General features: G+C 48.5%; 16 protein-coding genes. 6 read left to right on the forward strand and 10 right to left on the reverse strand.

Annotated elements, in window-relative coordinates; genetic code table 11:
• Positions 1 to 23: 23 nt before the first annotated feature.
• From UWK_RS04645 to UWK_RS04655, 3 genes are read right to left on the reverse strand one after another with little or no spacing between them, the layout of a single operon-like run.
• On the reverse strand, positions 24 to 464 hold the full coding sequence (locus tag UWK_RS04645; protein WP_015403193.1) for an acyl-CoA thioesterase: 441 nt from the start codon (positions 462 to 464) through the stop codon (positions 24 to 26).
• The gene (locus tag UWK_RS04650) at positions 461 to 1,411 is read right to left on the reverse strand and encodes a MerR family transcriptional regulator (RefSeq protein WP_015403194.1); all 951 of its coding nucleotides are present in this window, start codon (positions 1,409 to 1,411) and stop codon (positions 461 to 463) included. Before UWK_RS04650 ends, UWK_RS04645 begins: the two co-directional genes overlap by 4 nt.
• Positions 1,401 to 2,621 carry a methyltransferase domain-containing protein gene (locus tag UWK_RS04655; RefSeq protein WP_015403195.1) on the reverse strand — a complete coding sequence of 407 codons (1,221 nt, stop codon included), beginning with the start codon at positions 2,619 to 2,621 and terminating at the stop codon, positions 1,401 to 1,403. Before UWK_RS04655 ends, UWK_RS04650 begins: the two co-directional genes overlap by 11 nt.
• A 217-nt stretch (positions 2,622 to 2,838) precedes the next feature.
• Between UWK_RS04655 and UWK_RS04660 the strand changes: the two genes are divergently transcribed.
• On the forward strand, positions 2,839 to 3,735 hold the full coding sequence (locus UWK_RS04660; RefSeq protein ID WP_015403197.1) for a TIGR01777 family oxidoreductase: 897 nt from the start codon (positions 2,839 to 2,841) through the stop codon (positions 3,733 to 3,735).
• Between the two features lie 37 nt (positions 3,736 to 3,772).
• Here UWK_RS04660 and UWK_RS18240 read toward each other — a convergent pair whose 3' ends face one another.
• From UWK_RS18240 to UWK_RS04675, 4 genes are all read right to left on the reverse strand, one after another.
• Positions 3,773 to 4,786: a DUF3592 domain-containing protein gene (locus UWK_RS18240; RefSeq protein WP_015403198.1), complete on the reverse strand. Its 1,014-nt coding sequence runs from the start codon at positions 4,784 to 4,786 to the stop codon at positions 3,773 to 3,775.
• A gap of 34 nt (positions 4,787 to 4,820) precedes the next feature.
• Positions 4,821 to 6,512: a vWA domain-containing protein gene (locus tag UWK_RS18245; protein WP_015403199.1), complete on the reverse strand. Its 1,692-nt coding sequence runs from the start codon at positions 6,510 to 6,512 to the stop codon at positions 4,821 to 4,823.
• A 278-nt stretch (positions 6,513 to 6,790) separates the two neighbouring features.
• A complete protein-coding gene (locus tag UWK_RS19270; RefSeq protein ID WP_015403200.1) occupies positions 6,791 to 6,964 on the reverse strand; it encodes a hypothetical protein in 174 nt (57 codons plus the stop codon).
• Positions 6,965 to 7,243: 279 nt separating this feature from the next.
• Complete coding sequence (locus UWK_RS04675) at positions 7,244 to 8,821, reverse strand: glycerol-3-phosphate dehydrogenase/oxidase (RefSeq protein ID WP_015403201.1); 1,578 nt, start codon at positions 8,819 to 8,821, stop codon at positions 7,244 to 7,246.
• 172 nt (positions 8,822 to 8,993) lie between these two features.
• Here UWK_RS04675 and nikR point away from each other — a divergent pair, with 172 nt between their 5' ends.
• Genes nikR through UWK_RS04700 form a run of 5 tightly spaced genes read left to right on the forward strand, consistent with a single transcriptional unit; the run spans position 8,994 to position 12,093 of the window.
• Positions 8,994 to 9,404, forward strand: coding sequence for a nickel-responsive transcriptional regulator NikR (gene nikR / locus UWK_RS04680; RefSeq protein WP_015403202.1), 411 nt, complete (start codon positions 8,994 to 8,996; stop codon positions 9,402 to 9,404).
• Between the two features lie 6 nt (positions 9,405 to 9,410).
• On the forward strand, positions 9,411 to 10,010 hold the full coding sequence (gene cbiM, locus UWK_RS04685) for a cobalt transporter CbiM (protein ID WP_015403203.1): 600 nt from the start codon (positions 9,411 to 9,413) through the stop codon (positions 10,008 to 10,010).
• 11 nt (positions 10,011 to 10,021) lie between these two features.
• Positions 10,022 to 10,600, forward strand: a complete 579-nt coding sequence (locus UWK_RS04690) for a hypothetical protein (protein ID WP_015403204.1) — start codon at positions 10,022 to 10,024, stop codon at positions 10,598 to 10,600.
• A complete protein-coding gene (gene cbiQ, locus UWK_RS04695) occupies positions 10,597 to 11,358 on the forward strand; it encodes a cobalt ECF transporter T component CbiQ (RefSeq protein WP_015403205.1) in 762 nt (253 codons plus the stop codon). Before UWK_RS04690 ends, cbiQ begins: the two co-directional genes overlap by 4 nt.
• 6 nt (positions 11,359 to 11,364) lie before the next feature.
• Positions 11,365 to 12,093: an energy-coupling factor ABC transporter ATP-binding protein gene (locus tag UWK_RS04700; RefSeq protein ID WP_015403206.1), complete on the forward strand. Its 729-nt coding sequence runs from the start codon at positions 11,365 to 11,367 to the stop codon at positions 12,091 to 12,093.
• 15 nt (positions 12,094 to 12,108) lie between these two features.
• Here the strand turns inward: UWK_RS04700 and UWK_RS04705 are convergent, their stop codons facing one another.
• The 3 genes from UWK_RS04705 to UWK_RS04710 form a co-directional block, all read right to left on the reverse strand.
• On the reverse strand, positions 12,109 to 12,543 hold the full coding sequence (locus UWK_RS04705; protein ID WP_015403207.1) for an acyl-CoA thioesterase: 435 nt from the start codon (positions 12,541 to 12,543) through the stop codon (positions 12,109 to 12,111).
• A 45-nt stretch (positions 12,544 to 12,588) separates the two neighbouring features.
• On the reverse strand, positions 12,589 to 12,762 hold the full coding sequence (locus UWK_RS18910) for a hypothetical protein (RefSeq protein ID WP_153304822.1): 174 nt from the start codon (positions 12,760 to 12,762) through the stop codon (positions 12,589 to 12,591).
• 83 nt (positions 12,763 to 12,845) lie between these two features.
• Positions 12,846 to 13,706, reverse strand: a complete 861-nt coding sequence (locus UWK_RS04710) for a DMT family transporter (RefSeq protein WP_015403208.1) — start codon at positions 13,704 to 13,706, stop codon at positions 12,846 to 12,848.
• Positions 13,707 to 13,830: the final 124 nt, after the last annotated feature.

A 13,830-nucleotide genomic window follows, 5' to 3' on the forward strand; every position in this document is an offset into this window, starting at 1 on the left:
GTGGATCCTCTTTTTGGTTGGAATCAAGGGGAAATACTTTTTTGTTTTGCCTCCTGGTCAAGATACTCTGCAAAAGATGCAAGGGACTTTTTATCAAGAGGTGTTGGCTGATGACTTTTTTTGTCAATGAAGAGGCCTGTCTGAGTACCGCTGACCGTTAATTCATCGTTGCAATTATAGAAACGAAATTCCATATTAGCCGAGACATGACGCAGTCTGGACAACCACACCTCAATGCGAACGGTATCCCCAAGAAAAAGCTGCTTGTGATATCGTGCCTCTGTCCTGATAAGTGTGGGGAGAAGACCAAGCTTTTCAATGATCTCATGGACCGGCATGCCGATAGCTTCAAGGAGCTTGAGGCGGCCGATTTCCATCCACTGAATATAGACAATATTACTCACATGGCCAGCAAAATCGATGTGATAGGTGTGGACATTTTCTGTAAATATTACTTTTTTCATCGGCTAACGTCTCTGTAAATGGATTGCACAGCTGCAGGTTGACAGGAGGGAGGCGAGCAGAGTGTGCAGCCGGATTCAAGGAGCAGGGGGTCGTCTCCTCGAACTCCCTGACCACCAAGGATAATGGGTATGGGGTGCCTGCCGGCCAGAGCAGCAATCTCGTTTCTGTGTTTATCATACAGCACTGTGCTTGTAACAGAAAGCCAGACACTTTTTGGCTGTATCTGCACAATGGCCTGTTCAAGGCTCTCCAGGGGAAGAGAAGAACCGAAATAGACGGGCCTGGACCCCTCCCGGGCCAGGGTATACATAACAACAAGCAGTCCTAACCTGTGTTCTTCTCCCGGAAAACAGGAACAGATAACTGGTGGATCTACCCTTTCAGGTACAGCCTGGCTCGCCTGATCGATGCAGTTGCGCAGATAGTGTTCACTTATACCGCTGATCAGATGTTCACCGGCAACAGTTATTTTTCCACTCAGATAAGCCTCACCTACCTTTTCCATGGCAGGCAGAATTACCTCATAGACAACTCTGTCCGGACTGAGCTCCAGTAGCGCTCGGTTTAATCCATCGCGAAGCTGTAAAAAATTTACGCTTTCTGCAGCTTCGATGAGGGGATTGATATAGCTCTCCAGTTCATTGTCAACAAACAGACCGGCTGCTTCCGGTTCCCGTCTCAGCCCTGTTTTATTCTCAATCTGCTGTAACAGTTTTTGTCTGCCAAAGGATGCCAGTTCACCAATGCGAAGCCCCTCTTCTCGAGTGGCCTCAGCAATATGACAGACAAGGCTCAAATCCTCTTCGCTGTAGAGGCGTTGTCCGCCTGGGCCGCGTTCAGGACTCCACAGTGCATAGCGTTTCTCCCAGACACGCAGAAGGTCTGGCGAAATCCCGCTCTCCCGTGCCAGCGTTCCAATCTTATAAAAAGTCTTATTATTTGCCATCTGCTGATTTCCTTCCCCAGGCCATATAGACCGGGTCACTGTGTGATATTTCCCAATGCGGGTCATCTTCTGGTCTTGGCAGGCCGCGTCTGCTTGAGGCAGAAAGATCCTGAAAGCCTCCAGTCCGATGGAACATCTCCAAAACCATGCCCAGTCGCTCAAATTCATGCAGTTGCCCCCAGATGCTGACTGCCTTTGAGGGAAACCAGCGATTGGAAAAGGCAATAGCCAGCACACCACCAGGAACCAGGACACGCTGCAGTTCCTTAAAAACAGCCAGTGGGTCGATAAGATACTCCACCGAAGCCGTACAGATAATAGCATCAAAACTGTTCTCGTCAAAGGGTAGAGCCGAATTCTTGTTAAGATCTCTCACCATCCTCTCACCTGCCCTTGAGTTTGCTGCCAGTTCCTCCTTATTCATTCCAAGGACAGTCAGCTGCCGGACTGCAAGCTCATCGGGGAGATGGGAATCCCAGCTTCCCATAAGATCCAGGATCCTTGATTCCGGGGCAAGAATATGACCATATTCCGTACCTATGTGGTTGCGTGCCGTTGAGTCGAGATGCTGAACCATCCGGGGCTCCTGATAAAAATCACCGTCAGCTGACTCGTCGCCGCGTTCCAGGGATTTTGGAGAGAAAAATGCTGTCTCCTGTCCCTTATACCTGCTCTGCATTCCCGGCCCGTCTGCTGCAGCTCTTTCCAGCCAGTCTTCGCAGCGACCGCCCCGTTCTGTTTTGCTTGTATCTATCTGAATCACCTCTGCATGTACCGTCAGATCATGTCCGGCCAGAGGATGATTCAAATCAAAAAGGAACTTCCCCTCCTCCATTCCGACATAACGGGCAGGGGCAATGGAAACCTGAAACACACCACTTTGGCCATGGAGATACCCCTGGGGGTAAAATTGCCCCATCCTCGGCTCCAGGGGTTTATGTGCTTTATTGGGAGCTGCAAACTGTCGGGGGGTAACCCTTACAAGCTTGTTTTTCTGATAAGGTAAAAGGGAAACACTGGCCGGCACGGTCACTGACACCCTCTCCCCTTCTTTTTTACCAGTAAGCGCTGCGGCCAGCTCGGGTTCAAACCAGTCACGCCACATGCTCACTGGATCAGCCCACAGACTGTCGCGGAACTGCACCCCTCCTGCAGACCACTCAAGAGTAAATTCAACTATCGCCTTACTGTCTTTTTCCAGGGTTTTCATCGTATTCCCCCTCTCTGTGTTTGTTCAGTTTCTGTTGATCTTTCCCAGAGATCTTCCTCTTACAACCCTCTTTCTCAAGGGCAACATGAACAGAACATAGACACAATCCCGGAGGAGTCAATACAAAAGTTAGACAAAACATTGACAATACTCCGTGAGTCCCTACTTTTGTATCAGGAAAAGCTAAAAAACAACACCTACCCTCGGGAGAAATACCATGAAAACACTGATCACAGGCGCAACCGGTTTTGTCGGCCACCATCTGGCACAGAAGATACCCGAGGCCGTTGTTGCAGGCCGAAGCGTTGAGAAACTCAACAAACGGTTTGGGAAAAAGCGAGAAGCAAGGCAATGGGATGGATCAGCAATGCCAGATGCTACTCTGCTTGAAGGGATAGACACCGTCTATCATTTAGCGGGGGAATCAATCTTTCATGGCCGTTGGAATAAAGCAAAAAAAGAACGCATCCGTGCCAGTCGCGTTGACAATACCCGCAATCTGGTTGAAATGATCTCAAAGGCCGCAGACAGACCGAAAACCCTTATATGTTCCTCAGCTGTCGGCTATTATGGTTCTCGCGGAGATGAAAAACTGACCGAGCAAGCAACTCCTGGATCGGATTTTCTGGCTCGGGTATGCATGGACTGGGAGAAAGAAGCACTGAAGGCGGAAGAGTATGGTGTGCGGGTGGTACTGATCCGTACGGGTGTTGTACTGGGGGCCGATGGCGGAGCTTTGGCACAAATGCTCCAGCCTTTTAAAATGGGAGTGGGAGGACGCCTGGGCAGTGGACGCCAGTTTATGTCCTGGATCCATATTGACGATCTCATCGCTATTATGCTCTATGCAAAGGAAAACACATCTCTTCACGGAGCAATAAATGCGGTGGCGCCTAACCCTCTAAGCAACAGCGATTTTACCCGGGCTCTGGCAAGTGTTCTCCATCGTCCTGCCATTCTTCCCGCACCAGGGTTTGCCCTGAAACTTCTTTTGGGTGAATTTGCCAACGTGTTACTGGGTTCCCAGCGTGCCCTGCCGGAGGTCCTGCAACGGGCAGGATATACATACAACTATCCTGAAATCAAGACTGCCTTGAAGAACCTTCTACAGTAAGTAGGGGAAGGTACTCTTGTTGCTTCTTCTTACCTTACTACCACGACCAGTTCCCACTATTAATCCCCATGTAGACAACGGGAATGGTTAAGAGGAAACGACAGACAGTGATATACTTTTGTTTTGAGGCGAGCCTGTCAATAAATTCAAGCCCTGGAAGCCAGATCACTCCAAGCAGAAAATCAGCCGGAGCATCAGGGGCTTTGCCTAAAAAGAGGAAGGGAGAGACAAACACAAACAGTATTGCCAGGCCACCAAGCACTGTTTTTATGAGAAAAAAGAGATAAAAAGTCTCTTCATCTCGGCTGAAATGCCCTGGTCTTGCCAGGGGGATTATCTGCATAAAAAAATATAACAGATCCCCTGTCCGGGTTCTTCTGTATATTGGTCCCAAAAACAGATGATTTTCCACCTGTCTGACAATCCGTGGTGACCCTTGAGCATCTGCCAGTAATTCCTTGACCCAGCTATTTGCAGGTTTTGTTTTTTTATTCTGTGTAGATCCGCTATCTCCACTCTCCTTTACACCTTGTTCTTCCTGTACAGGAGCAAACTCACCCATGCCTGCATACCGTTCCAAAGCGCGCACGCCCAGAAAAAAACCACAGGCAAGAAGACCCAGCAGTCCAAAAATGATGAGTGTTATTCCACCCCTTGTCCTTCCCGGTTCAAGGCAGGATTCTCCAGGGTTTTCCGGATTAAAATATACCGTAACCTCCTTACCCACGGTATACTTGGCAGAAACCTTTTCCGCCATACTTCTATAATTTTTAGAACCATCGCCGGAATACGTTACACTGCTATTTGTCACCATCCCCATGGGAGTTTTATATTCATAGCGTATCCCGGGATTGTAGTAGGTGTGCTCCCCACCCCTTGGCGAACTGGAGGTGTGCTTCGTTACAGTATTTGCAAGTATTATCCCAGGAACAGAAACCCACTGTGTAGACAGTTTGGAGTTTCTATCCATGACATATCCACCATAGATAAAACCGAGCGCGATGCATACAAAGATCCCGACCTTAACTGTGAACTTCCAGTTCAAATTCATAAATACACTCCGGACCTGCACAACACCGCTGGTTTTACAACTCTATTTCAACTAAATTTCCCGCTTGCAAATCAAAGGAATCCACCAGGGTGATGGTGGATGAACCGTGCTCCTGCTGTCGATAATTTATTTTGTAGGCCCCTGGGGCTAGTGCTATGGGACCAAAATTTCCTTTAAGGTAACTCCCATTGAGTCGAACAGCTTCTCCTTCTTTTCCTGCTCCATCAAGGGGTATAAATTCCACAAAATATGGTGGATCTATCCCCTCCGGCAAAACAAAGGCCGCGCCGGTATTCATCGCAAATTCATTCATTTTTCCGGCTGTAATCTCAACCTCACCAAGAAAGGAATCTGTGGAACCGTGCTCCGAAAGGCGGTAAACAAGATGATACCTCCCTGCTGGAACCAGCTGTGGAGAAAACAGTTCACCAAACCTGGCCACCATCTTTCCCTTACCATCCGGGCTGATTTCCCTTAGATCCCAATATGATATTTTTTTCTGCATCCAATCGGCAGGCACCGGGTTGAATGCGGTAGCCACTTCTATGATATTCAAGGTGTCCGGCTCGATATTTACAGGCGAGAGAATGGCATCCTCCGCATAATGCTGGCTCTGACGCCAGATAAGAGTGTATTCTCCTGCCGGCACAAGACAGGGGTCCAATCTATTGCTCTGGAAGACCTGTTCACCTGTTTCAGGGTCAAGAAGTTTCCAGTAATAGGGCTTTTTTACCCATGAAGGCACGTTGAGTTGCATTGAGGTTGTCAGTGGAACGATACTTTCCTCTCCACTTTTCACAGTGACCACTTCCGCAAGCACCACCGAAGAGCTTCCATGCTCATGCTGCCTCCAGGCTATCTGATATTCACCTGCAGGTACGACAGTTGTATCAATCGAATTAAACTTCCCTCTGCTCTCACCCGTCTCAGGATCAACAAGTTCCCAGTAATAAGGTTTTTTCAGCCACGATGGAGTAGTAAAAGATACCCTGCCCGGCCTGTTGATTTTGATCCGAAGGGATGTTGAAGAGCTGGTTACCTGCTGTTTGATTTCTTTTACTTCAGGGGGTGGTTCCGGGATCGGAGCCGGAGTTTTCGTTACAACACTTTTCTGAACCGTGGAAAGTGTTTCGAGTAACTCTGCTGCATTGGTGACGGAAAAATAATGACCACCACCCTCCATTGCCACACAGGCGAGCTGATCGGAGGCCTGTTGGCCAACGTCAAAACCAACCGTATGCATGACAAATTTAATTCCTGATTCTTTCAGCTCTCTTGTGACCTTACAGGGGTTCCCGCCACAGGTCTCTATACCGTCACTGACCAGCACAATTGTTGTTTCATCCTCCTGCACTTTCAACCGGGCAGCAACCCGTTGAATGCTTTCAGCTATGGGAGTCTTTCCCTTGGGTTTTATGGATTGAACAGCTCTGGTCGCCTGTTCCCTGTCAAGCTTGCCAAGTGGAATAAGTTCTGCGATATCTGAACAGTCCCCCTTTCTTCGGTGGCCGTAGACCGTAAGCCCTGAGTCTATCTCAGGGGGCATTTCAGCAATAAGCTGTGTCATCACCTTTTTGGCAGCGACAATCTTCATTTCACCATCCACCCGGCCCCACATTGAACCTGAGCCATCGAGAATGTAATATAACCCCGTCGCTTCGACTAGAGTATGAATGGAACAGAACAGAAACAGAAAAAACAGCAGGAACAATCTTTTTCGGCGCATTGATAGGGCTCCTTAAAGAGTATTTAAAAAAACCGGGAAGATAAAAAGGACTGAGAGAAGTGTATCAAAAAGACAAAAAAGATGTCAAATTTCTTTTAAAAAAAAGAAGTTATACAAGAAACAGACAAAGGAGAGTTCACTGTAAAGCGGAACTAAAGGCTACGGGTGCTACTTAGAAAGCCGAGCTACAGGGAGGAAGAAGTAGCCCGGCTTTAGTATCATCCGGGTGATGATTATAAGAAATGTATTTCATAAAACGTTCGTGGCTTTATAAAATATCAGGATTGGGGAACAACACCACCCATTCCTACACACTCGATGCAGTACTCTTCCATCGTTTCAGGACTGTGACAATCCTCACAAAAATTCTTATTGCACCCGATACAGACAGTGAGTTTATCCTTATCTGTTACTTTTCCACATACTTCACATTTCGCTGTTTCTTTACTCATTTATTACCTCTTGGTTTTAAATTGGCCATTAGCGACACGCTTTCGTTATAAATGCTCATTACAAAATATCAATATTTCAACTCCCTCACACTGGAAGTATATTGATAATCAATACTATATACTGAATATGAGAATTCGCAAATGGAAAAATGTGTACTGGTCTCGTTTATTTCATTGATGCAACAGAACAGCACACACGCGACCAGGCCATTCAACTGTCTATTCAACACATTACACTAGAAACAACTGTAATACATCAGGCCCGGCAGCACGAACATTTCAGTCAAGCAAATAATAGCCCCTGGCAAGTTCTGTAAATTCTCTCACCTGCAGTTCCTGCCACTCCTTATCCCTTCCCAGCTCCTTTGCCAGGATCTTTGCCACTGCAGGAGCCATTTCGATGGCAGCCCTGGCGTCAAGGAACAACGCTCTCTGCCTTCGGGCAAGTATATCTTCAACCGTTCGAGCCATTTCATAGCGTGCCGACCAGATGACCTCAATGGGAGTATAGGGCAGTCCAGGGTGCAGCTGTTCACCCAGTTCGGGATGATCCATGACAAGGTCACGCATATAATCGGCATCTGAACCATAATAGTAGAGAGGATCATGATAGTCCACATTTGCCAGCCATCCGTGGATAGGCATATCCTCCGTCCTACATTTCTGCTGTTTCAACCCACCCACCAATGCCGCCTTATCCACTGTATCCTCAGCCATTTTACGATAGGTGGTCCACTTGCCTCCTGTTATGGTAACCAGTCCAGACAGGGATACCCGCAAATGATGACTGCGGGATATCTCCTTGGTACTACTGCCGTCACTGCCCTCTTCGGGAGCGGCAAGAGGCCTGAGACCTGCAAAGATGGAAAGAATATCCTTACGCTGCGGTTCACGGGTCAGATATTTCTTTGCCGTGGAAAGGATGAATTCAATTTCTTCTTCCAATGCACGAGGTTCCAGTGAACACTCATCGAGTGGGGTATCGGTGGTACCAACCACAACCCGATCATGCCACGGCACGGCAAAAAGTACACGCCCATCGGATGTCTTGGGTATCATGATGGCGGATTCACCCTTCAGAAACTGTTTATCCAGAATGATATGTACCCCCTGACTGGGTCTTACAAGTGGCAGCGCATCCGGATCATCCATCTTCATGATCTCATCAACAAAAACCCCCGTGGCATTCACCACGCTTTTTGAAAGCAGGCTATAGGTCTCACCACTTTCCAGATCCACGGCCTCAACTCCTGAAATAATTCCGTCACCACTTTTCGTGAGCCCGGATACACGCATATAATTCAGCAGTACTCCACCGTGCTCAGCACAGGTCTGAGCAATATTGATCGCCAGGCGGGAATCATCAAACTGGCCATCATAATAGATAACACCGCCTCGAAGCCCTTCGGTTTTAAGGTTGGGAATAGCACGCAGCACCTCATCGGAAGAGAGTGACTGAGATGGGCCGAGACCTAATTTCCCGGCCATCATATCGTAGACCTTCATCCCAACCGTATAAAAAGGCCCATCCCACCAGTCGTAATTGGGAATAATAAAAGATTGGTTCTTCACCAGATGAGGAGCATTGTGACGCATAAGTCCCCGTTCGTGAAGGGCTTCAAGGACCAGAGAGACATCGCCCTGGGCAAGATAACGGACACCTCCGTGAACCAGCTTGGTGGAACGGCTTGAGGTCCCTTTGCTAAAGTCATCCTGTTCCAGAAGGAGTGTGTGGTAACCACGTGATGCTGCATCAAGGGCCGTTCCCAGACCGGTAGCACCTCCGCCGATAACAATAATATCCCAGGGTTTGCTGCCCTGTTTCCTGATATTCACAAGCATGCGTTCGCGCTTCATGAAGTTCTCCCTTCAGTGAAGAAGTAAAGTGGTTGTAACAGATCTCCCAAAAGATCTACCAAAAAAGCGGAATGAAAGTCGACCCAATCCGCCCCCTTCTTTAATCGGTACACCAGTTGACCTTTTTACTTGCAAGTGCTATTTTAACACAAACTCAAAAAAGGTGTTACAAATGCTCAAACGTTTTACTGTTTCAATGGAAGACAACCTTCTTGATGATTTTGACAGTTTTATTCAGGATCATCATTACCAGAACCGTTCAGAAGCCCTCCGTGATCTTATCCGTGGCCGCATCATAGAGAAAGAGTGGCAGGCGGACAAAGATGTGATGGGTGTAATTTCACTGGTCTACGATCATCATCAGCATAAATTGCAGGAAAAAGTGACTGAGCTGCAGCATGGCTTTCATCACCAGATCGTCTCCACCACCCATGTCCATATGGACCACAACAACTGTCTCGAAGTAATTATTGTTCGGGGTAAGGCGGGTGTTGTCCGAGAGCTCGCCGACAACCTAAGGGCCCTGCGCGGTGTGCGAAACAGTAATTTATCCATGAGCTCCACGGGCATCGAGCTCCACTGATCAGTTATGCATATTTCTGAAGGTGTCCTGAGTGCACCGGTTCTGGCAGGTGGTGCCGTTCTCACCGCGGTGGGCACGGCCATTGGTCTGAAAAAGCTGGATTATGATCGTATCATGACCGTATCGCTGCTCTCAGCCACATTTTTTGTGGCCTCTCTGATCCATGTTCCGCTGGGACCGGGCTCTGTCCACCTCCTCCTTGGCGGTCTCCTTGGACTCATCCTTGGCTGGGGCGCATTTCCGGCAATTGTCGTGGCCCTGGCCCTGCAGACACTTTTTTTCCAGTATGGCGGCATAATCGTCCTCGGTGTCAACGGATGTGTCATTGCCGGCCCTGCAGTTCTCTGTGGCACCCTTCTCAAACCCTTTCTTTCAGGCACTAAAAAGCAGCAGTTACTTACAGGGTTTCTGGCTGGATTCTGTGCCATGTTTCTTTCAGCCCTCCTTATGGCGGCTGCCCTCTTCCTCTCCGATCACGGATTTATGAAAGTTGCAGGTCTTGTGCTGATCAGCCACCTCCCTGTTATGCTGATTGAAGGACTGATCACCATGTTTGTTGTCAGCTTTCTTATCAGGGTTCAACCAGAAATCTTCTCTCTTAACTGACCCAGAATACTATGCTCAAACGAACAGTTTTCCTTCTCTGCTGTCTCCTTTTCCTACCCTGTCTGGCACAGGCCCATAAAATTCATGTCTTCGCCTGGGTGTCGGGGAATACGGTGACCGTGGAGTCAAGTTTTTCAGGGAACAGGCCATTAATCAACGGGACTGTAACCATACAGGATAATAAATCCAAAGCTATTCTATTGGAGGGTACAGGAGATAAAAAAGGAATTTTTACCTTCGCTATCCCGGCCCTTGCCAGAGAAGGGAAAATGGATCTCCTGGTCGTGGTCAGCGGAAGCGAAGGACATCAGAGCCAGTGGCTGATCCCGGCAGACGAGTATCTCTCCACTCAACCACCCGTTAACGTTCCTGCCCAGGCGCCTGCCACGGTCGACAATGACGAACTCAAAGAGATGATCCGACAAATACTCTCCCAGGAGCTTGCCCCCATCAAACGAAGCCTTGCGGCCGCTGAGAACAGAAAACCTGGTTTTCGTGACATCATAGGCGGTATCGGCTACCTTCTTGGTCTTGCGGGACTCGTTGCCTGGTTAAAAAATCGTCGTCCAACAGATCTGTCCAAGAAATGATGGAGGAGCCCTTTGCCACTGGCACAAGTTTTTTCCACAGACGCGATCCCCGGGTCAAACTTATTGCTGCCGCATGCCTCAGTCTGGTACTTGCCCTTACAACCTCATTTATAATAGCAACAACAGGCTGTCTTATTACAGCGCTTCTGCTCTTCTTTTCCAGGCCGAATCCGTCCCGTGTTCTCAAACGGATCGCAGTCGTCAATATCTTCACCCTTTTTCTTCTTCTCACCCTTCCCTTTACCTATGGTGGGGATGAGACAGCGCACCTGCGATTCTTCCACTTCAGCCTGGATGGTCTGCACATGGCGGCACTTATTGCATTAAAGAGTAACGGAATCCTCTTCTGCTTTCTGGCACTCCTTGCCACCTCCACTACTGTGAACCTTGGCCATGGCCTGGAAAAGCTTGGGATGCCGCGTAAGCTCGTCTTCCTCCTTCTCTTTTCCTATCGTCAGCTCTTTGTTATTCACCAGGAATATACACGACTCCAGCGAGCGGCAAAACTCAGGGGCTTTATCCCCGCCAACTCACTGCACACTTACCGCACCTACGGTCATCTCTTTGGTATGACCCTGGTAAAAAGCTGGAACCGTGCAGAGCAGATACAACAGGCCATGGTACTCCGTGGCTTCAGCGGCAGACTTATTCCCCTGAACCAGCCCAGTCCCACCCGGATCGATTACTTTTTTCTCTTTATATCCCTTCTGGTCAGCCTGATACTTAGCGGTTTTTCATTTGTCCCTCTTCCACTGTGATCCTATATGAGCAAGGCACCACTCCTCGAACTCCGTAATATCAGTTACTCTCATCCGGGCCACAGCGCACCACTGCTCGACAGTATCAGCTTCCATATCGATACTGATCGCATTGGGCTGATTGGTCCTAATGGTTGTGGCAAGACAACATTTTTTGAAATTATAATGGGACTGCTAAAGGCTGAAACGGGAGAAATTCTCCTGGATGGTACGGTAATGGAGAATGAAAAAGATTTTCGTTCCCTGCGAAGAAAGCTAGGATTCCTCTTCCAAAACTCGGATGATCAGCTCTTTTCACCTACGGTGCTGGAGGATGTGGCATTTGGCCCTCTCAACCTTGGAATGACACCGGATAGTGCCAGGGAAGTCTCAATAAAAACCCTGGAACACCTCGGTCTGTTCGGTTTTGAAGACCGTATCACCCATAAATTATCAGGCGGCGAGAAGAAGCTTGTGGCCCTCGCCACCATCCTCTCCATGGAACCAAAACTGCTGCTCCTTGATGAACCAAGTAACAATCTCGATCCGGCAACCAGAGAACGATTAATAGAGATCCTGCGGAACCAGGACCTGGCACATATCATCATCTCCCATGACCTGGACTTTCTTGCCTCCACCTGCAGCAGACTCTACACTCTCCACGATGGCAAACTCATCCGCTGTGAAGAGAAACAGATCCATAGCCATGAACATATTCATCCCTATGGTGAGCACCCTCATCAGCATGGAACGTGAACAGAGGAAAAGAGATCATATCTGATACTGCGCCGCGATATCATCAGGGACACGGGTGGGCCGCCCACTCTTCACCGTGATCATGGTGAAACTGACATTTCCCTGGGCAGCGACCTTCTCACGCTCTCCCTTTACGATCCAGAAATTAATCATCACCCTGGCACCATGGAATTCTTCAAGCTGGGTACGTACTTTTACGACGCCGTCCTGCAGCAATATTGGCCGCTTATACTGGATATTCACCTCTGTGGCCACCCAGGAAAACCCGCGCGCCACAAACTCCTCCATTGCTACCTTGTAATCCTTTTTCATCTGGTCATAGCGGGCCATAAGGATATAATCCAGATACCTGGAATAGTGAACATGGTTATTCATGTCGATATCATCAGGACGTACCGTAATATCTGTCTCAAAGATGGAATACATTTTTTTCCTGTAGTTGTATTTCATAGCCCCCTCACAGTTCATCCATATTGAGCGGGTGATAAAAGTCCCTCAAAAATCACGAAGTACTCGTATAATAGGCTGACCACATAAAAGAATCACGGAAAAAACTATGGTGGTGGCATCCCCACCTGAGGAGGAGTTTTTTTTCGTGTTGATTATATGGGCATCTGCGGCCTGGACGGCCGCAGCAGAGCCCCCAGGGATGGGTTTATGGCGTCCCATATAATCGACACGGAACAACTCCGGGTTGCAAAGCTGAGTTTCGATGGTAATCAGGAACAGAAACGGCCGAATCTGGCAAGAAATCAGATAGTATTACTCCGAATACGGCTATACACAAGCCAGAGACCACCAGTGACAATACAGAGTCCACCAATCCAGGTAGCCAGGGTCGGCACCTCACCCCAGAAGAAATAGCCATATAGTACTGAGAGGACAACGGAGGCATAACTAGATGCGGCAATTGCCGGCGCCTTATCGTGGCGATAAGCCAAAGTAAGCAGATATTGTCCAGAGCTTGCCAGAAGTGAAACTCCGGCAATCACCCCCCACTGCTGCCAGCTAGGCATCTGGAACCTTTGGTAGCAGAGTATCCCACTGATAAGTGCCAGCAAGACGGTAACATTAAAAACGATCACACCAGCATCATCGGTACGGGCAAGCCTTCTCACCAGAAGATGAGCAATGGCTGACGTGGCGGCGGCAAGCAGTGCCACCCAGGATGCCACACTCCAGTCAAGTCCTGGCCGCATAATAATAAGTGAACCGGCAAGTCCACAGAGGACCGCAACCCATGCCTCTTTCGGAGCACGTTCTCCTACAATAAAGGGTGCAGCGAGAACAAGGAGCAGAGGCTGAGTACGGCCAATAAAGACACAATCGGCAAGGGGCATATTCGTGAGGGCGTAATAAAAACTGAACATGGCTATAGCGCCAAAGAGGGTACGGAGCAACAAAGTCTCCCAGGCTCTAGCAACCAGTGGTTTTCCCCGTTTCATAAGTGACGCAAAGAGAAAAGGAATTGCCAGCAGACAACGAAGAAACATGAGTTCTGTGAGTGGCAGAGAATCATCAAGGGCCTTGACCAACGTGGCCATGGTCACAAAACAGATTGAAGCACAGAGCATCAGTAAAATTCCCCGTATTTTTATTGTACCGCCCTCCATTTCCTCTCCCAGTTCTTTCGGATTTTCCTTACCAGATAAGTCATATGGGGAAATTTACACGCTCGACAAATTAAAAACAGATTTCTTTTTCCTATGGAAAGCAATAGAGAAGATGTAGACTTAC

Origin of the sequence: Desulfocapsa sulfexigens DSM 10523 (assembly GCF_000341395.1) — a bacterium.
Classification (GTDB): Bacteria; Desulfobacterota; Desulfobulbia; order Desulfobulbales; family Desulfocapsaceae; genus Desulfocapsa; species Desulfocapsa sulfexigens.